The organism is Xanthomonas sp. WHRI 8393 (genome assembly GCF_040203315.1).
Taxonomy (GTDB): domain Bacteria; phylum Pseudomonadota; class Gammaproteobacteria; order Xanthomonadales; family Xanthomonadaceae; genus Xanthomonas; species Xanthomonas arboricola.
Genome location: NZ_JBEGGL010000005.1, coordinates 135,804 through 159,154, shown reverse-complemented (window position 1 = coordinate 159,154; position 23,351 = coordinate 135,804). Strand labels below are relative to the sequence as shown.

Sequence of the window (23,351 nt, the reverse complement as noted above, 5' to 3'; positions counted from 1 at the left end):
GGCCTCAACCTCGCACCTGCTTCAACAACTCAAGGAGAACGACAATGTGGTACTTCGCCTGGATCCTCGGCACCGGTCTGGCCGCACTGGCGGCCGTGCTCAACGGCATGTGGTTCGAAGCACGCGAGCCGGAGCGTGGCCAACCGCATCAGTAAAATTATTTTCGCTAGATGCTTGCCGATTCCGCATTCCCTATGTAACATACGCGGCTCCTTCGGGGTGTAGCTCAGTCTGGTAGAGCGCTACGTTCGGGACGTAGAGGTCGCAGGTTCGAATCCTGTCTCCCCGACCAGTTTCAAAACACAAAACCGGCCTCGTGCCGGTTTTGTGTTTTCAGGCGCTGGCGCATGCATGCGCGCAGTGCGGATGGTCTGTCATGTCTGTTGTCATTGCCGCTGCCTCCCCGTCCGCCCGGTTGCGTGGTCGCGGCTTGGTGCTGGCTGCCATTTTGTTGTCCGCCTTCAACTTGCGTACCGCGGTGACGTCGTTGACGCCGCTGCTGGAACGCATTGCCGACGAGTACGCATTCGGCGCGCCCACCATGGGTGCGCTCGGCATGTTACCGACGGCTGCATTCGCACTGACCGGTGTGGCCACGCCGGCCTTGCTGCGCCGCTTCGGCCTGCTGCGCACCGCGCTGCTGTCGATGGCATTGGCCACTGTCGGCCTGGTGTTGCGCCCGCTGCTGCCGGGCACTGCCGGACTGCTGATCGGTTCGCTGGTGGCACTCGCCGGCATGGGCATGGGCAACGTGGTGTTGCCGCCGCTGGTGAAGCGCTATTTCGGCGATCGCGTCGGCGGCGTCAGCACGCTCTACATCACCGTGCTGCAGGTCGGCACCCTGCTGCCGGCACTGCTGGCGGTACCGGTGGCCGATGCGCTGGGCTGGCGCAGCTCGATGGTGGTGTGGGTGTTGCCGGCACTGCTGGCATTGGCGGCCTGGGCCATGGTGCACACCAGCCACCGCCGCATTCACGCGACCGGGCCGGCACCGGTCACACCCACGCCCGAGGCCGAGGGCCGCGTGGCACGCACCGCCCTGGGCTGGAGCATGGCGGTGACCTTCGGCATGACCTCGCTGGTCACCTATTCGATGTTCACCTGGTTGCCGACGCTGCTGCGCGAAGCCGGCGCCTCGCCCGCATTCGGCGGCACCATGGTGGCGCTGTTCGCGGCACTGGGCATGGTTGGTGCCTTGACCATGCCGGCGCTGGCGGTCCGCATGCGCAACCCGTTTCCGATCGTGCTGCTGTGCGCGGCCTGCCATCTGGTCGCGTTTGCCGGGCTGTGGTGGGCGCCGCTGGCCGCGCCGATCCTGTGGGTGACCCTGCTCGGCCTGGGGCCGAGCACGTTCCCGCTGGCATTGGTGCTGGTCAATCAACGCAGCCGCACCGCAGCCGGCTCGGCGGCCCTGTCCGGGTTCTCGCAGGGCATGGGCTATGCGGTGAGCTGCCTGGGGCCGTTCCTGTTCGGCTGGCTGCACGCGCACCACGGCGGCTGGACCTCGCCGTTCGTCTTCCTGGTGATCTGCATCCTGGTGCAGCTGGCGGCCGCCTGGGTGGCCTGCCGCCCGCAGTTGCTGGAAGACGTCTGGGCGCCGCCGCCACGCGGCGCCCGCGCGGTCAACGTACCGGCAGACTGATGTAGCTGGGCTGCTCGGGGCTCACATAGACGCGCTGGGTGGCCTTTCGATAATCGCCGGGCTTGGCGAAGAAGATGTTGTCCACGTAGGTCTGCGGATTGCGGTCGTACAGCGGAAACAGGCTGGACTGCACCTGCACCATCACCCGGTGGCCCGGCTGGAAGGTGTGGTTGGCGGTCGGCAGGCCGAACTGGAACGCCAGCGGCTGATTGGATGCCAGCGGCTTGGGCGTGCTGAAACTCTCGCGATAGCGGCCGCGAAAGATCGCCAGCGACACCGGCAACTCGTAGCCGCCCATCTTGGGACTGGACGCCATCTCGTCCGGATACACGTCGATCAGTTTCACCACCCAGTCGCTGTCGCTGCCGCTGGTGGAGGCCTGCAGATGCACTTCGGGTGCGCCGGCGATCTGCAGGGGTTCGGTCAGCGGCTCGGTGACGAAGGTCAGCACGTCCGGGCGGCCGTCGACGAAGCGCTGGTCCTGCACCAGCCAGGTGGTCCACATGCTGCGATCACCGAAGTCCACCGGGCGCGGCACGAACGGTACCGGCTTGGCCGGGTCGGCCACGTACTCCTCGAAACCCGGCTGGCCTGCCGCCGGCCGCTGGAACGACAGCTTGCCGCCGGCCTGCAGGTACAGCGGTTTGCTGCGCGATGCACAGCCCTTGGCGCAGCTGCGCGGCCAGGCCTGCAGACGGTCCCAATGATTCTCTCCGGTGTTGTAGATGAACACCGGTGGCGTGCTCGCCTTGGGCGCGCCATCGACCAGGTATTGATCGAAGAACGGGCGCAGCACGTCGTGGCGGAACTGGCGCGCGGTATCACCGTCGAAATTCAATGCGCCCAACGCGCTGCCGTCGTAGTTGACCTGGCTGTGCCGCCACGGCCCCATCACCAGGTAGTTGAGCGTATTGCTGCGGTCGCGTGGCTCCATCGCCGCGTAGCTATGGATGGCACCCCACATGTCCTCCTGGTCCCACAGCCCCTGCAACCACATGGTCGGCACCTTGAGCGGGGTGCGCGCCATCACCTTGTCCAGCGCCTGCTCCTGCCAGAACGTATCGTAGGCGGCGTGTTCGGTGAGCTTGTGCCACCACGGCAGCTGCTCCAGGCCGGCGGCCCTGGCGAAATCGCCGGCCGACCCGGCGCGCAGCAGGTTGCTGTAGTCGTCATGGCCCTGGCGCGCGATGCCGCTGCCCTTGCCGCGCTGGGTGAGCTGGCCGGTGAAATAGTCGAAGTTGACCTGGCGGAACGCGCCGTAGTTGAACCAGTCGTCGCCCATCCAGCCGTCGATCATCGGGCTTTCCGGCACCGCGACCTTGAGCGCGGGATGCGGGTTGGTCAACGCCATCACCACGGTGAAGCCTTCGTAGGACGAGCCGATCATGCCGACCTTGCCGTTGGATTCCTTGACGTTTTTCACCAGCCAGTCGATGGTGTCCCAGGCATCGGTGGAATGGTCGACCTCGCTGGGATTGAGCGCACCGCGCAACGGCCGGGTCATCACGTAATCGCCTTCGGAGCCGTACTTGCCGCGCACGTCCTGGATCACGCGGATATAGCCGCCTTCCACGAACACGTCGTCGCCCTGTGCGAGCAGGTCCTTCATATGCGGCGAGGCCATGCGCTCGGTGCGGCCGCTGGCGTTGTACGGCGTGCGCGTCAGCACCATCGGCGCATTGCGCGCGCCCTTGGGCAGCACGATCACCGTATGCAGCTTGACCCCGTCGCGCATCGGAATCATCACCTCGCGCTTGATGTAGTCGTTGGCGGCATCACCTGCCACGAACGGCTTGCCGGTGATGTCCGGCGTCATCGGCGAAGTTTGCGCCAGCGCGCTGCCGGTGGCGGCGGCAATGGCGGTGGCGAGCAGGCAGGCGGCAAAACGGCGCATCGACGACTCCGGAACGTGCGTGGGCAGTCGTCGACTGTAGGCAGAGCGCGGCCTGCCGGGGGAGTGTCAAAGGTCGTGGTTGCCGGGTAGGTCGTGATTGCCGGGTGGCTGGCCTGCGTATCGCCAATCAGTGCCGTATCTGGCCCTGGCCCCGCACCACGAAGCGCTCCACGGTCAGCGCCTCCAGGCCCATCGGGCCGTAGGAATGCAGGCGCGTGGTGGAGATGCCGATCTCCGCGCCCAGGCCAAGCTCGCCGCCATCGGAGAAACGCGAGGAGGCGTTGACCATTACCACCGCCGAGCGCAGCGACTGCACGAACCGCTCGGCGTTGGCGGCATCCTGCGTGGCGATCACCTCGGTGTGGTCCGAGCCGTACTGGCGGATATGCGCCAGCGCGGTGTCCAGATCCGGCACTACGCGGATCGCCAGGATCAGGTCGAGGAATTCGGCGGCGTAGTCGTCGTCGCTGGCAGCTGCGACGTCGGGCAACAGTGCGCGCGTTGCCGCATCGCCACGCAGCTCCACCTCGCGCTCACGCAGGGCCTGCGCGGCCAGCGGCAGAAAGCGCGCCGCGATGTCGGCATGCACCAGCAAGGTCTCCAGCGCATTGCAGGCCGAGGGCCGGCTGGCCTTGCCATCGACCAATAGACGCACGGCCAGATTCACGTCCGCCGACGCATCCACGAACAGATGGCACACGCCCTTGTAATGCTTGATCACCGGCACGCGCGCATGCTCGGCCACGAAGCGGATCAGCCCTTCGCCACCACGCGGAATCGCCAGATCGACGATGTCGCTGAGTTGCAGCAGCTCCAGCATGGTCTCGCGGCGCAGATCCTCGACCAGGGTCAACGCCGCTTCCGGCACGCCGGCCTCGCGCAAGGCGCGCTGCAGGGCGCGCGCGATCGCGGTGTTGGAGTGGATTGCTTCCGAGCCGCCACGCAGGATCACGCCATTGCCGGCCTTGATGCACAGTGCTGCGGCATCGGCGGTCACATTCGGGCGCGCCTCGTAGATCATCGCGATCACCCCCAGCGGCACCCGCACCTTCTGCACGACGATGCCGTTGGGGCGAACATCCTCGCGCGTGACCTGCCCGACCGGATCGGGCAGTTGCGCCACCTCGCGCAGCGCGGCTGCGATGCCGTCCAGGCGCTTTGTGTCCAGCGCCAGACGATCGAGCATCGCAGCACCAACCCCCTTCTCACGCGCCGCCTCCAGATCGCGCGCATTCGCCGCCAGGATCACCGCCGCATCCTGTTCCAGCGCGGCCGCCATCGCCTCCAGCAAGGCCTGCTTGGCAGACGCGGACAGTTGCGACAGCACTTGCGCGGCATCACGGCATTGCAGGGCTAGGGTTTTGATGGTCATTGTGGAATCGGGAGTGGGGAATCGGGAATGGTAAAAGCGCGCGCCATCACTTTACTGCGACAGAATCGGCAGCGGGAAAGTTGGCTGGAAGCGCTCTTGCGATTCCCCATTCCCGATTCTCGATTCCCCGCTACAAAAGCACCAAATCATCGCGATGCACCACATTCTCGCCGTAGCTGTAACCGAGCACGGGCTCGATCTCGCGCGAGTGGCGGCGGGCGATGCGGCGGATATCCACCGCCGAATACTGGCTGACGCCGCGTGCCAGGCAGCGCTCGCCGGCGTCGTCACGCAGGTGGATCTCCACCATGTCGCCACGCCGGAAGTCGCCCTGCGCACCGGCCACGCCGCCCGGCAGCAGCGAGGCGCCCTTGTCGGTCAGTGCGGCGGCGGCACCGGCATCGATCAGGATCGCGCCCGCTTCCACCGGCGCATGCCGCAGCCAGTACTTGCGGGCGGCGATGCGCGTGCGTGCGGCGTGGATACGCGTGCCGTGCAGGCGATCCTGCGCCAGTGCCCGCACCACATCGCCATTGCGGCCGTTGAACAGATAGGTTTCGATGCCGGCCGCGCCGGCCTTTGCGGCGGCTTCCAGCTTGGTGCGCATGCCGCCGGTGCCCACGCTGCTGCCGCTGCCGCCGGCCATCGCCAGTACCTCGGCGGTGAGTTCGGCCACCTCGTCGAGCGGCCGCGCCAGCGGATTGCTGCGCGGATCGGCGCTGTACAGCCCGTCGATATCGGTGGCGATGAACAAGGCATCGGCATCGACCAGGGCGGCGACGATCGCGGCCAGGTTGTCGTTGTCGCCCAGCTTGAGCTCGTCCACCGACACGGTGTCGTTTTCGTTGATCACCGGCAACGCGCCCAGCCGCAACAACTCGCCCAGGGTGGCGCGTGCGTTGAGATAGCGGCGGCGGTTACGCAGGTCGTCGTGGGTGAGCAACACCTGCGCCACCGGGCGCTCGAAGAAGCGCTGCCAGAGCGCGATCAACTGCGCCTGCCCCAGCGCAGCCAGCGCCTGGCGCGCGGCGATCGGCGCACCGGCCTCGGCAGCCTTCGGCAGGATCGCACGGCCGGCGGCCACCGCACCCGACGACACGATCACCAGCTCGCGCCCGGCCATCAGGTTGGCCGAGACGAACTGCGCCAGCCCCAGCGCAAAACGCGGCGACAGGCCACCGCCATCGGCGGCGAGCAGGCTGCTGCCGACCTTGAGCACCGCGCGTCGCCATGGCGGCAGCGCCTGCTCGGTAAATGACGCAGCAGTGGCGATGGGCGTGCTCATGGCGACAACCTGCTCAGTGCGTGTTCCACTCATGAACGGTCAGCGTGGAGGCATCGCGCAGCGCCAATGGGTCGCGCGCGACGATCTGCTGTGCGTCTTCCAGGCTGGCGACGTTGATCAACACGTACGCGCCGCCGCTGCCATCGCTGAAGCCGCCGGTCAGTTCCAGCTGCCCGGCCGCCCGCAGCGTGTCGAGAAATGCACGGTGCGGCTGCACCACATCGGCCGGAAAATCCGGCTTGCGCATCGCCAGCACCAGATAGCGTGTCGCCATCAGCCTGCCTCCTTGTCGGGTGTTGCCTCGCTACGGCCGAACGGCGCGGAAATCACCAGAAAGCGCGCTTCCATCTCGGACAGGTTGTGCATCTGATGGGTGGAACCGGGCGGCACATGCAGGCCCTGCCCGACCCCGAGCACATGCTGCTCGCCATCCAGCTGCAGCATCACCTCGCCGGCCAGCACATAGAAGAAATGCCGCGCGCGGCTGTGCCGGTGACGCAGCTCGGCCGCGCCGGGCGGCATGTGCTCTTCGAGCACGCTCAGGTTGGGGTCGCGCAACAGGTGCCAGCCGTCGCTGGCTTCGCCCCAGGGGTAATGCTCGGCGGTGTCGGTGCTGATCGCGGCCATCAAACCAGCGCCTGCCAGCGGGCACGCAGGACGTCCAGCTGCAGATCTGCGGCGGCGCCTGGCGAGACGCGGGCGGCCAGGCTGCCTTCCGGCGTGCGCCCCCGCCCTGCAGTGTCGGCCGATTCCGCGGCCGCCTTGTAGGCCTCGCGGAACGGCACGCCGGCAACCGCCGCTTCCACCGCCACGTCGGTGGCGTACATGCCCGAATCGATCGCCGCACGCAGCTTATCCGGGCGCCATTCCAGATTGGCCAGCAGGGCCGGCAGCAGTTCCAGCGCCGCCAGGCCGCGCCCGAAGCCGTGCACGATGGCGCCCTTGCTGCTCTGCAGGTCGCGGTGATAGCCCGATGGCAGCGACAGCAGCTGTTCGATCTCGGTCCGCGCGGCGGCCACGCTGGCGTGGGTGGCACGCATCAGTTCGATCACGTCGGGGTTACGCTTGTTCGGCATGATCGAGCTGCCGGTAGTGTATTGCGCCGGCAACGCGACGAAGGCGAACTCGCCGCTGGTGAACAACGACAGATCCCAGGCGATCCGGCGCAGGTCCAGCGTTGCGCTGCCAAGCGCCTCGAGCGCGGCCAGTTCGTACTTGCCACGCGAGAGCTGCGCATAGATCGGCGACACCTGCAGCCGTGCAAAGCCCAGCTCGGCAGTAGTGTGTGCACGGTCCAGCGGCAGGTTGACGCCGTAGCCGGCCGCAGTACCGAGCGGATTGCTGTCCACCAGGCGCAAGGTATCGGCCGCACGCACCGCGTTGTCGATAAAGGCCTCGGCCCAGCCCGCCCACCACATGCCGGCAGAGGACACCACCGCACGCTGGATATGCGTATAGCCCGGCACCGGCAACGCGGCTTCGGCATGCGCGCGGTCCAGCGCCACCTTGGCGATTTCCGCGCCGAGCTCGGCCACGCGTTGCAGCTTGTCCTTCAACCACAGGCGCGTGGCGACCAGGATCTGGTCGTTACGGCTGCGCCCGGTGTGGATCTTGCGGCCGGCATCGCCCAGCCGTTCGGTCAGGCGCGCCTCGATCGCCGAATGGCAGTCCTCGTAGCGCTCGTCCAGCACGAACGTGCCACTGCGGAAATCAGCCGCCAGCAGGTCGAGCTGTTCGCTCAGTCCGCCCAGCTCCTGCAGCGACAGGATGCCGATGTGCTGCAGTCCCTGCGCATGCGCCTTGCTGGCAGCGATGTCGTACAGGAAGAACTCGCGGTCCAGGATGACGTCGTCGCCGGCCAGGAAGCTCTGAATCTTGGCGTCCACCGCCACGCCGGGTTTTTGCCACAACAGATTGGTCATCGGAAAGCGTCTCGAAATAAATTGTCAGCTTAAATCCCCGCACACGGAGGTGCGGGCTGTCGCGAGGGACTCGCATCTTTAAATCCCCGCACAAGGAAGTGCGGGCTCTTGCGAGGGACTCGCATCATCAGCCAATCGCAGTCAATTCGTCCCAGCCCAATGCCAGGTTGAGATTCTGCATCGCCTGCGTCGCCGCGCCCTTGAGCAGGTTGTCCAGCGTTGCCACCACCACCACCCGCTTGTTGCCCGGCGCCAGCGTCACGCCACCGATCTGCACGCCATGCCTGCCGGCGATGCGGCTGACCCACGGCGCTTCATCGACGATCTCGATCAACGGCTCGTCGGCGTAACGCTGCGTGTAGCGCGCCTGGACCTGCTCGCGCGTCAGCGCTTGCTGCAGCCACAGGTTGACGGTCATGGTGATGCCACGGAAGTGCGGTGCCACATGCGGCATGAACTCCACCGGCACACCGAGCTGCGCAGAGACTTCGCGCTCGTGCATGTGGTTGGTCAGCGCATACGGCATCAGGTTATCGGCCAGCAACTCGGGGTTGTTCTTGTCCGACGGCGTGGTGCCCGCGCCGGAATACCCGGACACGCCGAAACACTGCGGCGGGCCGGCCAGTTGGTCGAGCAAGGGCGCGATCGTCAGCTGCATCGCGGTGGCATAGCAGCCCGGATTGCTGATGCGTCGCTGCCCGGCGTAGCTGCCGCGCGTCAGCTCCGGCAGCCCGTAATACCAGGCCGGATCGAAGCGGTAATCGGCCGACAGATCGACCAGCAGCGTCTGCGGCCTGGCCGAGTCGATCGCCGCGACGAAGGGCTCGGCCTTGCCGTTGGGCAATGCCAGGATCACCACGTCGGCGGCCTTGGCGGCCACCGCATCGGCATCCAGGCTCTCGTAGCGCAGCTCGCCGCGATACGCCGCGTTGTGCTTGGCCACCGGTTGCCCGGCCAGCTCGCGCGAGGACACGAACAGCAGCTGCAGATGCGGGTGTGCCGCCACCAGCTTGATCAATTCCGATCCGGTATGCCCGCGGGCCCCGACGATGCCGATGGTCGTTGTTTGAACAGTCATGCGTTTGCTTCCAGGCGGAACTGCAGGTGGCGTTTGACCCCGGCCCATTCCGTATCGATGATGGAGAACACCACGGTGTCGCGCGGCGTGCCGTCAGGGTGACGGGTGTAATTGCGCAGCACGCCGTCCTGCTTTGCACCGAGCCGCGCAATCGCCGCGCGCGAGGTGTGATTGAACCAACTGGTCTCGAACACTACGCTCAGGCAGCCCAGCGTCTCGAAGGCGTGCTGCAGCAGCATCCGCTTGGTGTCGGTATTGACGCCGCTGCGCTGCACGCGCGGCGCGTACCAGGTGTAGCCGATCGACAGCTTGGGCACTGTCGCATCCAGCCCGTAATAGCGTGTGCAGCCGACGACCTCGCCGGCCGCATCGCATACCACGTAAGGCAGCACCCGCCCGTCGGCTTGCGCATCCAGGGCCGCGCCCACGTAGTCGTCCACCTGCGCCGGTGCCGGCACGCCGGTGTACCACAGCCGCGACAAGGCCCCATCGCCCAGCGCAGCGCGCAGACCATCGGCATGCGCAGCTTGCAATGGTTCCAGTGTTGCGTGTTGCCCGCGTAGCGTGGGCAGCTCGCGCCAAAGCGCTGGCAATGCGACGGGCGCCATCGTACTCAGCCCAGCAGCGTCGGCTGGCGCGTCGCGCAATGCGCCACGCAGTGCTGGATCTGCTCGAAGTTCTCCAGCCCGTACCAGAACACCTTCCACTTCTCCTGCTTGATGCAGCCGTCGGACTCGGCGTAGTAGAAGATGTTGACCTGGTTGTTGTGACGCGAGCGCCAGAACAGCTGCGGGGTTTCCTCGCGCATCACGTTCCACACTGCACGGCCCAGGCCTTCGCCCTGGGCGTCGTCGAGCACGGCGAACTTGTCCAGGTAGATCAGCGCGCTTGCACCCAGCATGCCTTCGTCGGTGAGGATCACCGCGGCGCGGTAGTTCTCGCTGACATAGGCGCGCAGCAACCTGGTGTTGCTGAAGTAATCGGGCACCAGCGTGCGGCCGAAGCTGGATTCGATCAGCGTCCTGAGCCGCGGCAGGTCCAGTTCGTCCCAGGAGGTCGCGCGCAGCACGCGCTCGCCGCGCCGCACCAGCGTGCCCGAGCCCTTGTGGGTGAACAGTTCCTTGGCCAGATCGGCCGGCCGGGTGATCGACACCGACGACTCCAGCGGCAGGCGATCGAGCAGATCCTTGATCTGTTCGATCTTCACCCGCATGCCGCCGTTGATCCACGGCTGCTGCATCAGATGGTCGAACTCGGTGGACAGGTTGATCGAGTCGATCACCTTGCCATCGGCATCCAGCAGACCGCCGGTGCCGGTGAGGAAGATGATCTTGTACGGCTGCAGCTCTTGCACCAGTTCGTTGGCGGCAAAATCCGCGTTGACGTTGAGGATCTGCCCGCTCGGCGTCTCGCCCAGGCTGGTGATCACCGGAATCGAGCCGGCCTGCAGGCTGGCTTCGATCGGCGCCAGGTTGACCGCCTTGACCTCACCGACCAGGCCGTAGGTGTCGCGGTCCAGATACTGCGCTTCGAATACGCCGCCGGTGATCGAGGTCGCACGCGCGCCGTTCTGCTGCAGCGCCTCGACCAGCTTGAGGTTGGAGGCCTGGAACACCTTGCGCACGATCGCCAGCGCTTCCGGCGAGGTCACCCGCAGGCCGTTGACGGTGCGCTTCTCGATACCGGCCGCCGACAGTTCGGCATCCAGCTGCGGGCCGGCGCCATGCAGCACGATCGGGGTCAGCCCCACTTCCTGCAGGAACGACAGCGACGAGGTCAGCGCGTCCAGGTCGTCGCGCAGCACCGCGCCGCCCACCTTGACCACCGCAAAGCGTTTGGCATCCAGCTGCGAGAAACGCTTGAGGTACTGGCTGATTTCCTTGGCGCTGGCCATGCTCGAAAGCAGGCGCACGATGGTCTGGCGGGTCTGTTTGTGGGGCTGTGCGGAGAGGGACATTGCCGTGATCGAAGAGAGGGATGGCCGCGCCTGGGCGCGGAACGCGGCTTCAGTTTGAGCCGTTGATGATGCGATGTACCGACTCGGCGTAACGCTGCAGCTGCGCAAGCGTTACGAACTCGTCGGCGGTGTGCGCCTGGGCGATATCGCCGGGGCCATAGACCAGGGCGGTGTAACCGCCGGCCGAAAACAGCGAGGCCTCGGTCCAGAAATCCACTGCATTGCCGATCGGCAGGTCCAGCGCATCGGCCACATCGCGGGCGGCCAGGCGGCGTTCCTCGGCCCGCGCGATATCGCCGGACGGCAGGCTGGGGCCGCGGAAGGTTTCTTCGAAATGCGCCGCGTGTGGATCGGCAAATCCGGCAAACGTCGCCAGCAAACCGTCCACGTCCATCGACGGCAGCGGACGAAAGCCGAAACGCAGCTCGGCCGCCGGCGCGATCATGTTGGCCTTGATGCCGCCCTCGACCCGACCGATGTTGAAGCGCAGGCCGGTCAGGCCGCCGAAACGCGCATGCGCCAGCGACTCGACATGGTCCAGCGCCCTGCCGCCCCAACGCATCGCCTGATGCAATGCACTTGCGGAAGGGTCCTGCTTGCCCGAGGCATGCCCGGCACGCCCGGCAAACCGCATCAGCACCGAGCTGATGCCGCGATGCGCCAGCACCGCCTCGCTCATGGTCGGCTCGGCGACCAGCACCGCCTCATACGGCACACCGCGCGCCAGGAACGCGGCGATGCAGCGCGGGTCGTTGGCTTCCTCGTCGGAGGAAAACAGGAAGGCCGCATCGCCCTGCCCGGCATTGGCCGCTGCCACCAGCGCCGCTGCCGCACCCTTGATGTCGCAGACGCCCAGGCCGATCACGCGATCGTCGGTACGCCGCATCACGTGCGGATCGGCGCTCCAGTGCGGCGAATCCGGCACCGTGTCCAGATGCACGTTGAACAGGTAGCTGGGCGTGCCGCGCACCGCATACAGGCTGACCGCACCGGCACCGTGGTCGATCACCTCGACCTGGAAACCGGGCAGCTGCGCACGCAGATAATCGAAGATGCCGCCCTCGGCAGCGATCGCCCGCGGCGGATTGCGGGTGTCGAAGGACACCAGCTGTTCCAGGTGTTCGAGGGTGGAGGCAAGTAGATCGGTCATGTCGGTTTGATCAATGGTCCGAAGTGGCGGCTAACAAAAGTCACAACTGCACCGTGGTGCGAGGTTGCGCAAACAACACCTACAGCGCATCCAGGCCACCCTTCTCCCACCGGGAGAAGGTGCCCCGAAGGGGCGGATGAGGGGACGGGCGAAGCCGAGTGCACCGCACCCTGCAGGAGCTTCGCTCGCACCCTCACCTCACCCCCGCTGCGCGCCCCGGCCCGCGCTTGCGGCGCGGGCGCTCCAAGGCACGCGCGCCAGTGGCGCGTACGCCGTGCCTCTCGCCCCGGGGGAGAGGGGCTTTGCATACGTGCCCTGAAACTTCAGCGATTCACCTGGGCATACAGCGTCGAGCTCATCCCGAACAGCTTGATGAAGCCTTCCGCTTCCTCCACGCCCCAGTCGGCCGACTGCGCATAGGTCGCGCCCTTGGTGTTGAGCAGGTGCGGCGAACGCACCGCCACCGCATCGACGCGGCCGCCGCGGGTTTCCAGCGTGACCTCGCCATTGACCTTGGCCTGCGACGACTTCAGGAACGCCTCGATGTCGGTCTTGAGCGGATCGTGATAGAAGCCTTCGTACACCAGCTCCACCCACTTGCGCGCCACATCCGGCTTGAAGCGATTCTGCTGCTTGGTCAGCACCGCATCTTCCAGCGCGCGGTGTGCGGTCAGCAGCGAGATCAGGCCTGGCGCCTCGAACACGATGCGGCCCTTCAACCCGATCACGGTGTCGCCGGTGTAGACGCCACGGCCCACGCCGTAGGGCGCGAACAACTTGTTGAGCTGGGCCAGGATCTGCTCGCCCGGCAGCGCCTTGCCATTGAGTTCAACGGCCTCGCCTTCGACGAACTTCAGGGTGACGGTCAGCGGCTCGGCCGGCCACTCGCTGCGCGGCGCGCACCAGCCGCGCGCACCTTCGCCCGGCGCTTCCCAACGGTCGATCTCGCCGCCGGACATGGTCAGCCCGAGCAGGTTCTCGTTGATGGTGTAGGCCTGCTGCTTGGCACGCACGCCGAAGCCGCGCTCTTCCAGGTACTTCTGCTCGTAGGCGCGGGTCTGGGTGTGTTCTTTCTGGATCTCGCGGATCGGCGCCACGATCTGGTAATCGCCCAGTGCCTTCACTGCCAGGTCGAAACGCACCTGGTCGTTGCCCATGCCGGTGCAGCCGTGGGCGATGCTGCGCGTGCCCAGTTCCTCGGCGCGCTTGAGCGCGGCGTCGACGATCAGGTAACGGTCGGACACCAGCAACGGGTACTGGCCCTGATAGCCCTCGCCCGCCCACACGAACGGCTTGACGAAGCCCTGCCAGATGGCCGGACCGCCATCGACGGTGACATGGCTGGCGGCACCAAGTTCGGCCGCGCGCTTTTCGATGAAATCACGCTCCTCGGCATCCACCCCGCCGGTATCGGCAAACACGGTGTGCACCGCATAGCCCTGCGCCTGCAGATACGGAATGCAGAAGCTGGTATCCAGGCCACCGGAGAACGCCAGGACGATGTCCTTCTTTGTGCCGGGATTGGAGAGTGGGGATTCGGGATTGGTGGAAGCGGTCTGCTGCGACATGGGGGTCTCTTTAGAAGTTGACTAGGTTGGGTCGGGAGCCGGGTTCGCCGTTGCGAATCCCACATCCCCAATCACGAATCCCGGCGGCCCTGGCCCGCCAGGGCCGCCATGATCGCCTTCTGCACATGCAGGCGATTCTCGGCTTCATCGATGGCGATGCAGTTGGGCGAATCCATCACCGCGTCGGTGGCCTTGACGTTGCGACGCAGCGGCAGGCAGTGCGAGAACACGCCGTTGTTGGTCAGCGCCATCTTGCGTTCGTCGACGATGAAGTGCTGGTACTGGTCGCGGATCGGCTTTTCCGGCTCCCAATTGCCGAAGAACGGCAACGCGCCCCAGCTCTTGGCATACACCACGTCGGCACCGGCGTAGGCACTGTCGATGTCGTGGCTGACCTGCAGCGAGCCGCCGCTTTCGGCCACGTTCTGCGCTGCCCAGTCCATGTAGCGCGGGTCCAGGATGTAGTCCGGCGTCGGGCACAGCAGGGTCACGTCCATGCCCATGCGGGTGGCGATCGTCAGCGCGGAATTGGCCACCGCGGTGTTCAACGGCTTGGGGTGATAGGTCCAGGTCAGCACGTACTTCTTGCCGCGCAGATCCTGGGTGCCGAAGTGTTCCTGCAACGCCATCGCGTGCGCCAGCTCCTGGCACGGGTGGGTGATGGTCTCCATGTTGATCACCGGTACCGGCGAATACTTGGCGAAGCTCCTGAGCACCTGGTCCTCGCGGTCCTTGGACCAGTCGACGAACTTCGGGAACGCGCGCACGCCGATCAGGTCGACATAACGGCCCAGCACCCGCGCCACTTCGGCGATGTGCTCTTCGGTGTCGCCATCCATCACCGTGCCCAGATTGAACTCGATCGGCCAGGCGTCCTTGCCCGGCTGCAGCACCACCGCATGCCCGCCCAGCTGGAACGCGCCCAGCTCGAAGCTGGTGCGGGTGCGCATGGACGGGTTGAAGAACACCAGCGCGATCGACTTGCCCTTCAGCTCGCTTCCCAGCTTGTTGCGTTTGAACAACGCGGCCTGGGTCAACAGCGCGTCCAGTTCGGCGCGGCTCCAGTCCTGGGTGTTCAAGAAGTGCTTCAGTGACATCGATCGATCCTTGTGCTGCGTGCTTCTGCTGCGTGGTCCGCCAGGAGCGGCGGGGTGCGCGACATGCGCGTTTCTTGCGGTTGAAACTTTTGTGACGTCAAAACGAAAAAACCCAGCCTGCGGGCTGGGTTTTCAACGGCGGAACAGCAAAACGCTCCGGTTACCCAGCGAAAATGTGGGATTCCGGTCGGCGGGCACGCGAGGTCATGCCGGAGGCCATCCGGGCGGCGCTGGTGTCGTGCTGAAAGGCGTTTGCGTACATAGGGCGCGAATCCTCGCATGCATGCGGGCACGGCGCAACCGCCGCGCGGCTCAGCGCGGCGGCGCGACGATGGCGTCGGGGATGTAGGGGGTGACCGACACGCGGACGCGCAGCCGGTTACCCGGGTCTTCCGGCAGCCGCGAACGGTACTTGGTGCCCTTGTAGACGTAATCCACGTCGAAGGCGATCGGCCGCCGGAACTCGCGCGGCACTTCCACCACCCGGCAGTTGCGCCGTGTGCTGGTCGGCGGCACCGCCATCGGCACGGACGCCGGTTCGGGGCGACGGGAGAACATCTCCTTGACCGAATCCACCATCCGGTTGATACGGCCTTCGTCCTCGACCGGTGCCGCTGCTACCGGCGCGACCTGCTCGGCCTCACACTGTTCCTCCATGCGGGTGGCACGCAGGGTCTGGTAGACCGGCTCGACATTGAGCACCTGCGCGTAATCCAGCTTCACGTTCTCGATCACCACCACCCGGTTCTTGGGATCGGTTTCCGCCGCGTGCGCTGACGATGCCTGCCAGGCGAACACACAGAGCAGCAGGAAGAACGGGGAAGGTCGCATCAGTACCAGGAGGGCGCAGCCAGGCAATACGTAAGTGTATGGAGCTTGCGATACCTTGGGCTGAACGCAGCCCATCCGGTCACCGGCGCTGCTGCGCGCGTGCGGTTGGTTCGCCACATCGCCGCGACCGGCTAGAATCGCCCGGTTATCCTTTTTCAGATGCCGATGAGCCTGCGCCTGCACAACAACCTGACGCGGCGGGTCGAGCCGTTCGCACCGCTCGATCCGTCCAGCCCCACTCTGTATGTGTGCGGCCCCACCGTCTACAACTACGCGCATATCGGCAACGCCCGCGGCCCGGTCGTGTTCGATGTGCTGGCCGCCCTGCTGCGCCGGCGCTACGGCGCGCTGCGCTACGCGCGCAACATCACCGACGTGGACGACAAGATCAACGCCGCCGCGCAGGCGCAGGGCGTGCCGATCTCGACCATCACCGACCGCTTCGCCGCGATCTACCGCCAGGACATGGCCGCGCTCGGCGTGCAGCCGCCGGACATCGAACCGGAAGCGACCGCGCATATCCCGCAGATCGTGGCGATGATCGAGCAGCTGATTGCCAACGGACATGCCTATGCCGCCGAAGGCCATGTGCTGTTCGCGGTGGCCAGCTTTGCGCACTACGGCAAGCTCTCGCGCCGCGACCCGGACGAGATGCTGGCCGGCGCGCGCGTGGACGTGGCGCCGTACAAGCGCGACCCCGGCGACTTCGTGCTGTGGAAGCCCTCCAGCGACGAGCTGCCCGGCTGGGACTCGCCCTGGGGCCGCGGCCGCCCGGGCTGGCATATCGAATGCTCGGCGATGGCTGCCGCGCACCTGGGCCCGACCATCGACATCCATGCCGGCGGCGTGGACCTGCAGTTCCCGCATCACGAGAACGAGATCGCGCAGAGCGAGTGCGCGCATGGTGGAGCCACGTTCGCGCGGTTCTGGCTGCACAACGGCATGCTCAATTTCAGCGGCGCCAAGATGAGCAAGTCGCTGGGCAACATCGAGACCGTGCACGACCTGATCGCCCGCCACCCGCCCGAGGCGTTGCGCTACGCGCTGCTGAGCGCGCATTACCGGCAGCCGCTGGACTGGTCCGATGGCCTGATCGACCAGGCCAAGAACACGCTGGACCGGCTGTACGGCACCTTGCGCGACCTGGCCGCGGCCGAACACGCTGCCGGGATCGCCCCCGCGCAGCCGGCCACGATTCCCGACGAGGTGGAAGCCGCGCTCGACGACGACCTCAACACCCCGCTTGCGCTGTCGGTCATCGCCAGCATTGCCTCCGAGGCCCGCGCGCTGCGCACCCAACTCGCACAGGGCAGCGACGCATCGGCAGGTGTTGCCGCGCTGTCCGGGCTGAAGTCGCGGCTGCTCGGCGCAGGCCTGGCGCTGGGATTGCTGCAGCAGGATCCGGCCGCCTGGTTCTCGCGCGGCACCGACGCCGGCGACGATGCACGCATCACGGCGCTGGTCGAAGAACGCAATGCCGCCAAGAAAGCGAGGGACTTCGCCCGCGCCGACGCCATCCGCACGCAGCTGGCCGACGAAGGCATCGTGCTGGAAGACACTCCGCAAGGCGTGCGCTGGAAGCGCGCATGACCCTCCGCCCTTCTCCCTTTGGGGGAAGGTGCCCCGTAGGGGCGGATCAGGGTGCGAGCGCAGCCACATGCACCTTCCTTGCGGTAAGGGCGAAGCCACCCGCATCGAATTCCAGCGAGGCTTTGCCCGTACCCTCGCCCCAACCCCCGCTCCGCGCCCCGGCCCGCGCTGGCGGCGCGGGCGCTTCAAGGCACGCGCGCCCATGGCGCGCAAACCGCGCCGCCTTCTCGCCCCGGCGGGTGATGGGCGCCATTGCGGTGTCGCCGGGCAGCGCTACCACCGACCGAATCTGGATTTTCTGATGACCACCACCCCCTTCCCGCTTGAACCCACCGCCGTCGACGCACAGGCCGCCATTGCCGAGGAGTTCTCCTTCTTCGGCGACTGGTCCGAGCGTTACCAGTACCTGATCGACCTGGGCCGCAAGCTGCCCAGCTTCCCCGAACAGTGGAAGACCGAAGAACACCGCCTGCATGGTTGCCAGTCGATGGTATGGATCGTGCCGGAGGGCAATGCCGAGCGGCTGGACTTCCACGCCGTCAGCGACTCGGCGATCGTCTCCGGGCTGATCTATCTGGCCTTGCGCGTTTACTCCGGGCGTAGCGCGCAGGAGATCCTGGCCACCGAGCCGGACTACATCGCCGGCATCGGGCTGGCCAAGCATCTGTCGCCGACCCGCAGCAACGGCGTGGCGGCAATGCTGGCTTTCATCCGCGACACCGCCCGCGCCCAGCAGTGAGCACGCCGACGCCCTCGCCCGCCGCCTCGCTGCGTACGCTGCTGGCTCATCCCGGCTTCGGCCTGGTGCTGCTGTATCGCGTGGCGGCGATGCTGTCGTACCAGATCGTCGCGGTCACGGTCGGCTGGCATATCTACGAGATCACCCGCAATCCGCTCTCGCTCGGGCTGATCGGCCTGGCGGAGATCCTGCCGTTCTTCTGCATCGCGCCGTTTGCCGGCTATCTGGTCGATCATCTGCCGCGCCGACGCCTCGGCATGGTCGCGGTGCTGGGCCTGGTCGCCACCGCGTTGCTGCTGTTGGCCATCACCCATGGCTGGCTGCCGGTGCAGGGCGTGTGGCCGATCTACGCGGCCATCGCGCTGACCGGTGCGGCGCGCTCGTTCCTGTCGCCGGTCTACAACGCGCTGTTCGCGCGTGCGCTGCCGCGCGAGGCGTTCGCGCGCGGCGCCAGTATCGGCAGCGTCACCTTCCAGGCCGGCATGGTGATCGGCCCGGCGCTGGGCGGCGTGCTGGTCGGCTGGGGCGGCAAGGGCCTGGCCTATGGCGTGGCCGCCGGCGTGGCGCTGGTGGCAATCCTGGCGCTGGCGCTGCTGCGTGTCAGCGAGCCGGTCAACGCAGGCCCGCGTGCGCCGATCTTCCGCAGCATCGCCGAAGGTGCGCAGTTCGTGCTGTCCAACCAGATCATGCTGGGCGCGATGGCGCTGGACATGTTCTCGGTGTTGCTGGGCGGCGCAGTGTCGATGCTGCCGGCCTTCATCCACGACATCCTGCATTACGGCCCGGAAGGGCTGGGCATCCTGCGCGGCGCCCCGGCACTGGGCTCGATCGTGGTCGGCGTGTGGCTGGCGCGGCACCCGCTGCAGCGCAATGCCGGGCGCATCCTGATGCTGTCGGTGGCCGGCTTCGGTCTGTGCACCATCGCGTTCGGCCTGTCGCGGCATTTCTGGCTGTCGGCGGCGATCCTGCTGGTCTACGGCATGTGCGACGGGGTGTCGGTGGTGGTGCGCCAGACCATCCTGCAGCTGGCCACGCCCGATGCGATGCGCGGCCGGGTGTCGTCGATCAACGGCATCTTCATCGGCTCGTCCAACGAGCTGGGTGCGTTCTACGACGGGGTGATGGCACGCCTGGTCGGCCTGGTGCCGGCGGTGGTGATCGGCGGCTGCGTGACCCTGGGCGTGGTCGCCACCACCGCGTGGAAGGCGCCCAAGCTGCGCAAGCTGGATCTGCGCGACCTGCAGTGAGGTCTGCGGCAGTGAGGTTTGCGACGGTGCCCGCAGGTCTGATCGATATCACCTGATCGATGCCTGCCTGGCCGCATGACACGCGCCAGGCGTGTCGACCACTGCAACGTCCGTTGCGCTGGCACGATGCGCATAAAAAAACCCCGCACATGGCGGGGTCTTTCAGTCGACGGACAAGGCCTGGACCTTGTCGAACGATCAGTCGCCCTGCTGCTTCTGCAGGTGCTCCCAACGCTCCTGGGCGTCGATGGTGCGTTCGGCGGTCAGGCGCGCTTCCAGCCGGTCCAGGCCGATCTCTTCGCCGGTGTCCACGCAGTAACCGTAGTCGCCGTCTTCCAGACGCTTGAGCGTGCTGTCGATCTTGCCGATCAGCTTGCGGTGACGGTCGCGGGTGCGCAGCTCCAGCGAGTTCTCGGTCTCGCGCGTGGCACGCTCGGCCTCGTCGCCGATGTCGCGCACTTCTTCGCGCAGGTTTTCGATGGTCTGCTTGGACTCTTCGATCAGGTCGTTGCGCCAGCTCTGCAGACGCTGACGGAAGTACTCCTGCTGCAGCTTGCTCATGTACTCCTCATCGGCTGCAGGCTTGTAGCCCTGCGGCAGGATCGGACGACCGGTGGCCTCATCGGTCTTGTACTCGACCACCTTGTACTTGGTCTTGGGGGTCGGGCTGGACGGCTTGGAGGTCACGGCCACGGCCACCTTGCCGACCGGACGGGTCGCGGCGGGCTTGGCGGGGGCTTCGGTTTTGGTTGGCGTTTTTGCTGAAGATTTCGAAACGGGCACGGGATTCTTGAGTGACGGGGTCGCAGGCTTTGCCGGCTTCGCAGGGGCGGCCTTGGAGGCCGGTGCGGGCGCGGGCTTTTCAGCCTTGACCGGGACTGACTTGGCCGGAGTCGGCTTGGTAGCCGGCTTCGGTACGGACTTGGGCGCCACCGGCTTGGCGGCCGGTTTGGCGGCAGCCGGAGCTGCCTTGTTCGCCGCCGGCTTGGCAGCACGCTTGGCGACAGAAGATTTTACAGATTTGGCGGCCGCGGGTTTGGACGCTGCGGTCTTGGCGACCGGCGCCGGCTTGGCCGCGGTCTTGCTCGCAGCTGCCTTCTTGGCAACCGCTTGCTTGGCAGCCGGCTCGACCTGCTTGGCGGCCGGTTTTGCAGCGGCAGGCGCCGCTGCCTTCTTCGCAACGGGTTTGGCGGACTTCTTGGCGGCCTCTACGGCCTTTTTTGCAGGTTTTTTAGCAGCCACGAAACGCTCATCCTTGGTTCCCCCGGGGCCCGGGAAAGCGGGCCTTTATAGCTTACCCCACGGACCTCCGGCAACCACGTATTAATCCAAGTGGCATATCATTGGCAAGTGATCTCACGCCTGCTCATCGCGCTGCTGCGCTTCTACAAGCGGTTCATCAGCCCCCTGCTGGGGCCGCGCTGCCGTTTCGCGCCCAGTTGCTCGGAATACGCGATGACCGCGATCGGCCGCTTCGGCCCGCTGCGCGGTTGCTGGCTGGCCGCACGCCGGCTCGGCCGCTGCCATCCCTTTCATCCGGGCGGGTTCGATCCCGTCCCCGACGCGCCCGCGTCCTCGCCCGCTTCCCCTTCCTGTAGTTGCAAAGGACCTCATCCATGAGCCGAACCCTCATCGTCAACGCCCGCCTGGTCAATGAAGGCAAGGAATTCGACGCCGATCTGCTGATCGAAGCCGGCCGCATCGCCAAGATCGCCAGCAAGATCGCCCCAGCCGCAGGCGACACCGTGGTGGACGCGGCCGGACGCTGGGTGCTGCCGGGCATGATCGACGACCAGGTGCACTTCCGCGAGCCGGGCCTGACCCACAAGGGCGATATCGCGACCGAATCAGGCGCCGCGGTGGCCGGTGGCCTGACCAGCTTCATGGACATGCCCAACACCAATCCGCCGACCCTGGACGCGGCCGCACTGCAGGCCAAGTACGACGCGGCGGCCGGGCGCGCCTGGGCCAACTACGGCTTCTACATGGGCGCCAGCAACGACAATCTGGCCGCGATCCAGACGCTGGACCCGAAGACCGCCCCGGGCATCAAGGTGTTCATGGGCGCCTCCACCGGCAACATGCTGGTCGACAATCCCGAGACGCTGGACGCGATCTTCCGCGACGCGCCGACGCCGATCATCACCCACTGCGAAGACACCCCCACCATCGACGCGACGCTGGCGCAGTACAAGGAAAAGTACGGCGACGCGTTGACCCCGGAGATGCATCCGGACATCCGCTCACGCGAGGCCTGCCTGAAGTCCTCGCGGCTGGCGGTGTCGCTGGCGCGCAAGCACAACACCCGCCTGCACGTGCTGCATATCTCCACCGCCGACGAGCTGGCGCTGTTCGAAGCCGGCCCGCTGGTCGATGCAGAGGGCAAGCTGCGCAAGCGCATCACCGCCGAGACCTGCATCCACTTCCTGCGCTTCGACCGCAGCGATTACGCGCGACTGGGCAACCTGATCAAGTGCAACCCCGCGATCAAGGACGCCGACGACCGCCTAGCGTTGATCCAGGCGCTGGCCGAGGACGTCATCGACGTGCTCGCCACCGACCACGCCCCGCATACCTGGGAAGAAAAGCAGAAGCCCTACGCACAGGCGCCCTCCGGCCTGCCGCTGGTGCAGTACGCGCTGGTCGCCGCGCTGGAGCTGGTGCACGAGGGCAAGCTGCCGATCACCCGCATCGTGCAGAAGTTCGCGCATGCGCCGGCGCAGCTGTTCGATGTGGAAGAGCGTGGCTTCCTGCGCGAAGGCTATTTCGCCGACCTGGTGATGATCGACAACACCCCGTTCACCGTGAAGCGCGAGCAGGTGCTGTCCAAGTGCGGCTGGTCGCCGTTCGAAGGCACCACGTTCCGTTCGCGTATCGCCGCGACCTGGGTCAACGGCCAGCAGGTGTGGGATGGCGAACAATTGATTGGCGCTGCCGCCGGTCAGCGCCTGACCTTCGACCGCTGATGCGCGCAGCCCTGTTTGGCGCCTGGCTTGCGCTGGCGCCGCTCTCGCTCGCTGTCGGCAGCGTCGCTGCGCAGTCTGCCGACGCTACGGAGGTGGTATTTCCGCAAAGCGCTTCGCAGGGCGCGCTGGTGATCGGCAAGGTGCCGGCGGGCAGCCAGGTGCAGTACGCCGGCCGCAGCTTGCGGGTCAGCGGCTATGGCAGCGTGGTGTTCGGCATCGGCCGCGACGCCACCGGCCCGTTGCAGGTGCAGATCACCCGGCCCGATGGCAGCAAACAGACCGCCAGCATTGCGGTGACGCCGCGCGACTGGCCGGTGGAGCGCGTCAACGGCGTGCCGCCCAAGACGGTCAATCCGCCTGCGGCGATCGCCGAGCGGATCAAGCGCGAGCAGGCGCAGGTCACCGCCGCGCGTGACCGCGACGATGCCCGCACCGATTTCGCCCAGGCCTTCATCTGGCCCGTGCAGGGCCGCATCAGCGGGCGCTTCGGCAACGCGCGCGTCTACAACGGCCAGCCCGGTGCCGGCCACTCGGGCATGGACATCGCCGTGCCCACCGGCACGCCGGTCAAGGCACCGGCTGCCGGCGTGGTGACCTTTGCCGCGCCGGACCTGTATCTGACCGGCGGCACCGTGTTGCTGGACCATGGCTTCGGGGTGAGCTCGAATTTTCTGCACCTGTCGCGCATCGACGTGAAGGTGGGCGACCGGGTGGAGCAAGGCCAGGTGATTGCCGCAGTCGGTGCCACCGGGCGCGCGACCGGGCCGCATCTGCATTGGGGGATGAACTGGTTCGATGTACGCATCGATCCGCTGCTGGTGCTTGAGCGCAGCAAATAGCTAGCGCGCGCGGTGTGCCGCCACGGCGGCATGGTGTCTGCGACCCACCCGTTGCGCTTGTGTTCGCCGCAGGGCTTTGGGGTATAACCGGGACGACCGTCGATCGTCACCGGGCAACGGTGGACGATCGGTCACTGGCCGTCGGTCCGGTGCCTAGCCGCCGGACCTGCGTCA

General features: G+C 66.8%; 22 protein-coding genes and 1 tRNA gene. 9 read left to right on the top strand and 14 right to left on the bottom strand.

The window, feature by feature from the left end:
* Window positions 1-44: 44 nt before the first annotated feature.
* The 3 genes from cydX to ABQ137_RS16835 all read left to right on the top strand — a co-directional run bounded on the left by cydX (window position 45) and on the right by ABQ137_RS16835 (window position 1,642).
* Complete coding sequence (cydX, locus tag ABQ137_RS16845; RefSeq protein WP_024939993.1) at window positions 45-155, top strand: cytochrome bd-I oxidase subunit CydX; 111 nt, start codon at window positions 45-47, stop codon at window positions 153-155.
* 60 nt (window positions 156-215) lie between these two features.
* Window positions 216-292: transfer RNA gene (locus ABQ137_RS16840), tRNA-Pro, on the top strand.
* Between the two features lie 123 nt (window positions 293-415).
* A complete protein-coding gene (locus ABQ137_RS16835) occupies window positions 416-1,642 on the top strand; it encodes a CynX/NimT family MFS transporter (protein WP_024939994.1) in 1,227 nt (408 codons plus the stop codon).
* On the opposite strand, the gene ABQ137_RS16830 is transcribed toward ABQ137_RS16835, so the two are convergent.
* The 13 genes from ABQ137_RS16830 to ABQ137_RS16770 form a co-directional block, all read right to left on the bottom strand.
* Window positions 1,623-3,536, bottom strand: a complete 1,914-nt coding sequence (locus tag ABQ137_RS16830) for a CocE/NonD family hydrolase (protein WP_349783223.1) — start codon at window positions 3,534-3,536, stop codon at window positions 1,623-1,625. The genes ABQ137_RS16835 and ABQ137_RS16830 overlap by 20 nt on opposite strands.
* Window positions 3,537-3,663: 127 nt before the next feature.
* The gene (locus ABQ137_RS16825) at window positions 3,664-4,908 is read right to left on the bottom strand and encodes a glutamate-5-semialdehyde dehydrogenase (protein WP_349783222.1); all 1,245 of its coding nucleotides are present in this window, start codon (window positions 4,906-4,908) and stop codon (window positions 3,664-3,666) included.
* A 130-nt stretch (window positions 4,909-5,038) separates the two neighbouring features.
* A complete protein-coding gene (gene proB / locus ABQ137_RS16820; RefSeq protein WP_046343002.1) occupies window positions 5,039-6,193 on the bottom strand; it encodes a glutamate 5-kinase in 1,155 nt (384 codons plus the stop codon).
* A 13-nt stretch (window positions 6,194-6,206) separates the two neighbouring features.
* Entirely contained in the window at window positions 6,207-6,467 is a 261-nt protein-coding gene (locus ABQ137_RS16815) for a YciI family protein (RefSeq protein WP_039521853.1), read from the bottom strand.
* Window positions 6,467-6,820, bottom strand: coding sequence for a cupin domain-containing protein (locus ABQ137_RS16810; protein WP_024939999.1), 354 nt, complete (start codon window positions 6,818-6,820; stop codon window positions 6,467-6,469). Before ABQ137_RS16810 ends, ABQ137_RS16815 begins: the two co-directional genes overlap by 1 nt.
* A complete protein-coding gene (locus tag ABQ137_RS16805) occupies window positions 6,820-8,115 on the bottom strand; it encodes an argininosuccinate lyase (RefSeq protein WP_349783221.1) in 1,296 nt (431 codons plus the stop codon). Before ABQ137_RS16805 ends, ABQ137_RS16810 begins: the two co-directional genes overlap by 1 nt.
* 127 nt (window positions 8,116-8,242) lie before the next feature.
* Window positions 8,243-9,193, bottom strand: a complete 951-nt coding sequence (gene argC, locus ABQ137_RS16800) for an N-acetyl-gamma-glutamyl-phosphate reductase (RefSeq protein WP_349783220.1) — start codon at window positions 9,191-9,193, stop codon at window positions 8,243-8,245.
* Window positions 9,190-9,801, bottom strand: coding sequence for a GNAT family N-acetyltransferase (locus ABQ137_RS16795; protein ID WP_039526977.1), 612 nt, complete (start codon window positions 9,799-9,801; stop codon window positions 9,190-9,192). Before ABQ137_RS16795 ends, argC begins: the two co-directional genes overlap by 4 nt.
* 5 nt (window positions 9,802-9,806) lie before the next feature.
* Window positions 9,807-11,150, bottom strand: a complete 1,344-nt coding sequence (locus tag ABQ137_RS16790; RefSeq protein WP_024940003.1) for an acetylglutamate kinase — start codon at window positions 11,148-11,150, stop codon at window positions 9,807-9,809.
* Window positions 11,151-11,199: 49 nt separating this feature from the next.
* Complete coding sequence (locus tag ABQ137_RS16785) at window positions 11,200-12,300, bottom strand: acetylornithine deacetylase (RefSeq protein ID WP_024940004.1); 1,101 nt, start codon at window positions 12,298-12,300, stop codon at window positions 11,200-11,202.
* Window positions 12,301-12,623: 323 nt separating this feature from the next.
* Window positions 12,624-13,868, bottom strand: coding sequence for an argininosuccinate synthase (locus ABQ137_RS16780; protein ID WP_126966082.1), 1,245 nt, complete (start codon window positions 13,866-13,868; stop codon window positions 12,624-12,626).
* Between the two features lie 71 nt (window positions 13,869-13,939).
* Window positions 13,940-14,965, bottom strand: a complete 1,026-nt coding sequence (locus ABQ137_RS16775) for an N-acetylornithine carbamoyltransferase (RefSeq protein ID WP_167709027.1) — start codon at window positions 14,963-14,965, stop codon at window positions 13,940-13,942.
* 312 nt (window positions 14,966-15,277) lie between these two features.
* Window positions 15,278-15,775 (bottom strand): glycine zipper 2TM domain-containing protein, encoded by a 498-nt coding sequence (locus tag ABQ137_RS16770; RefSeq protein ID WP_024940007.1) that lies wholly within the window; start codon window positions 15,773-15,775, stop codon window positions 15,278-15,280.
* A gap of 186 nt (window positions 15,776-15,961) precedes the next feature.
* Here ABQ137_RS16770 and cysS point away from each other — a divergent pair, with 186 nt between their 5' ends.
* The 3 genes from cysS to ABQ137_RS16755 all read left to right on the top strand — a co-directional run bounded on the left by cysS (window position 15,962) and on the right by ABQ137_RS16755 (window position 19,372).
* A complete protein-coding gene (cysS, locus tag ABQ137_RS16765; protein ID WP_160954543.1) occupies window positions 15,962-17,386 on the top strand; it encodes a cysteine--tRNA ligase in 1,425 nt (474 codons plus the stop codon).
* Between the two features lie 301 nt (window positions 17,387-17,687).
* On the top strand, window positions 17,688-18,125 hold the full coding sequence (locus tag ABQ137_RS16760) for a SufE family protein (RefSeq protein ID WP_016903219.1): 438 nt from the start codon (window positions 17,688-17,690) through the stop codon (window positions 18,123-18,125).
* Window positions 18,122-19,372: an MFS transporter gene (locus ABQ137_RS16755; protein ID WP_039521872.1), complete on the top strand. Its 1,251-nt coding sequence runs from the start codon at window positions 18,122-18,124 to the stop codon at window positions 19,370-19,372. Before ABQ137_RS16760 ends, ABQ137_RS16755 begins: the two co-directional genes overlap by 4 nt.
* A 198-nt stretch (window positions 19,373-19,570) precedes the next feature.
* Here ABQ137_RS16755 and dksA read toward each other — a convergent pair whose 3' ends face one another.
* Window positions 19,571-20,614, bottom strand: coding sequence for an RNA polymerase-binding protein DksA (gene dksA / locus ABQ137_RS16750; protein ID WP_349783219.1), 1,044 nt, complete (start codon window positions 20,612-20,614; stop codon window positions 19,571-19,573).
* 90 nt (window positions 20,615-20,704) lie between these two features.
* On the opposite strand from dksA, the gene yidD reads away from it, so the two are divergent.
* Genes yidD through ABQ137_RS16735 form a run of 3 tightly spaced genes read left to right on the top strand, consistent with a single transcriptional unit; the run spans window position 20,705 to window position 23,177 of the window.
* Complete coding sequence (yidD, locus tag ABQ137_RS16745) at window positions 20,705-20,992, top strand: membrane protein insertion efficiency factor YidD (protein WP_046343020.1); 288 nt, start codon at window positions 20,705-20,707, stop codon at window positions 20,990-20,992.
* Entirely contained in the window at window positions 20,989-22,338 is a 1,350-nt protein-coding gene (locus tag ABQ137_RS16740; protein ID WP_160954544.1) for a dihydroorotase, read from the top strand. The genes yidD and ABQ137_RS16740 overlap by 4 nt, the downstream gene beginning before the upstream one ends.
* On the top strand, window positions 22,338-23,177 hold the full coding sequence (locus tag ABQ137_RS16735; protein WP_349783218.1) for a M23 family metallopeptidase: 840 nt from the start codon (window positions 22,338-22,340) through the stop codon (window positions 23,175-23,177). Before ABQ137_RS16740 ends, ABQ137_RS16735 begins: the two co-directional genes overlap by 1 nt.
* Window positions 23,178-23,351: the final 174 nt, after the last annotated feature.

Bases quoted from the DNA above. Each gene is read 5' to 3' on its own strand.
- cydX (WP_024939993.1), top strand. From the start codon at position 45: ATGTGGTACTTCGCCTGGATCCTCGGCACCGGTCTGGCCGCACTGGCG.
- ABQ137_RS16830 (WP_349783223.1), bottom strand. From the start codon at position 3,536: ATGCGCCGTTTTGCCGCCTGCCTGCTCGCCACCGCCATTGCCGCCGCC.
- ABQ137_RS16825 (WP_349783222.1), bottom strand. From the start codon at position 4,908: ATGACCATCAAAACCCTAGCCCTGCAATGCCGTGATGCCGCGCAAGTG.
- proB (WP_046343002.1), bottom strand. From the start codon at position 6,193: ATGAGCACGCCCATCGCCACTGCTGCGTCATTTACCGAGCAGGCGCTG.
- ABQ137_RS16815 (WP_039521853.1), bottom strand. From the start codon at position 6,467: ATGGCGACACGCTATCTGGTGCTGGCGATGCGCAAGCCGGATTTTCCG.
- ABQ137_RS16810 (WP_024939999.1), bottom strand. From the start codon at position 6,820: ATGGCCGCGATCAGCACCGACACCGCCGAGCATTACCCCTGGGGCGAA.
- ABQ137_RS16805 (WP_349783221.1), bottom strand. From the start codon at position 8,115: ATGACCAATCTGTTGTGGCAAAAACCCGGCGTGGCGGTGGACGCCAAG.
- argC (WP_349783220.1), bottom strand. From the start codon at position 9,193: ATGACTGTTCAAACAACGACCATCGGCATCGTCGGGGCCCGCGGGCAT.
- ABQ137_RS16795 (WP_039526977.1), bottom strand. From the start codon at position 9,801: ATGGCGCCCGTCGCATTGCCAGCGCTTTGGCGCGAGCTGCCCACGCTA.
- ABQ137_RS16790 (WP_024940003.1), bottom strand. From the start codon at position 11,150: ATGTCCCTCTCCGCACAGCCCCACAAACAGACCCGCCAGACCATCGTG.
- ABQ137_RS16785 (WP_024940004.1), bottom strand. From the start codon at position 12,300: ATGACCGATCTACTTGCCTCCACCCTCGAACACCTGGAACAGCTGGTG.
- ABQ137_RS16780 (WP_126966082.1), bottom strand. From the start codon at position 13,868: ATGTCGCAGCAGACCGCTTCCACCAATCCCGAATCCCCACTCTCCAAT.
- ABQ137_RS16775 (WP_167709027.1), bottom strand. From the start codon at position 14,965: ATGTCACTGAAGCACTTCTTGAACACCCAGGACTGGAGCCGCGCCGAA.
- cysS (WP_160954543.1), top strand. From the start codon at position 15,962: ATGAGCCTGCGCCTGCACAACAACCTGACGCGGCGGGTCGAGCCGTTC.
- ABQ137_RS16760 (WP_016903219.1), top strand. From the start codon at position 17,688: ATGACCACCACCCCCTTCCCGCTTGAACCCACCGCCGTCGACGCACAG.
- ABQ137_RS16740 (WP_160954544.1), top strand. From the start codon at position 20,989: ATGAGCCGAACCCTCATCGTCAACGCCCGCCTGGTCAATGAAGGCAAG.
- ABQ137_RS16735 (WP_349783218.1), top strand. From the start codon at position 22,338: ATGCGCGCAGCCCTGTTTGGCGCCTGGCTTGCGCTGGCGCCGCTCTCG.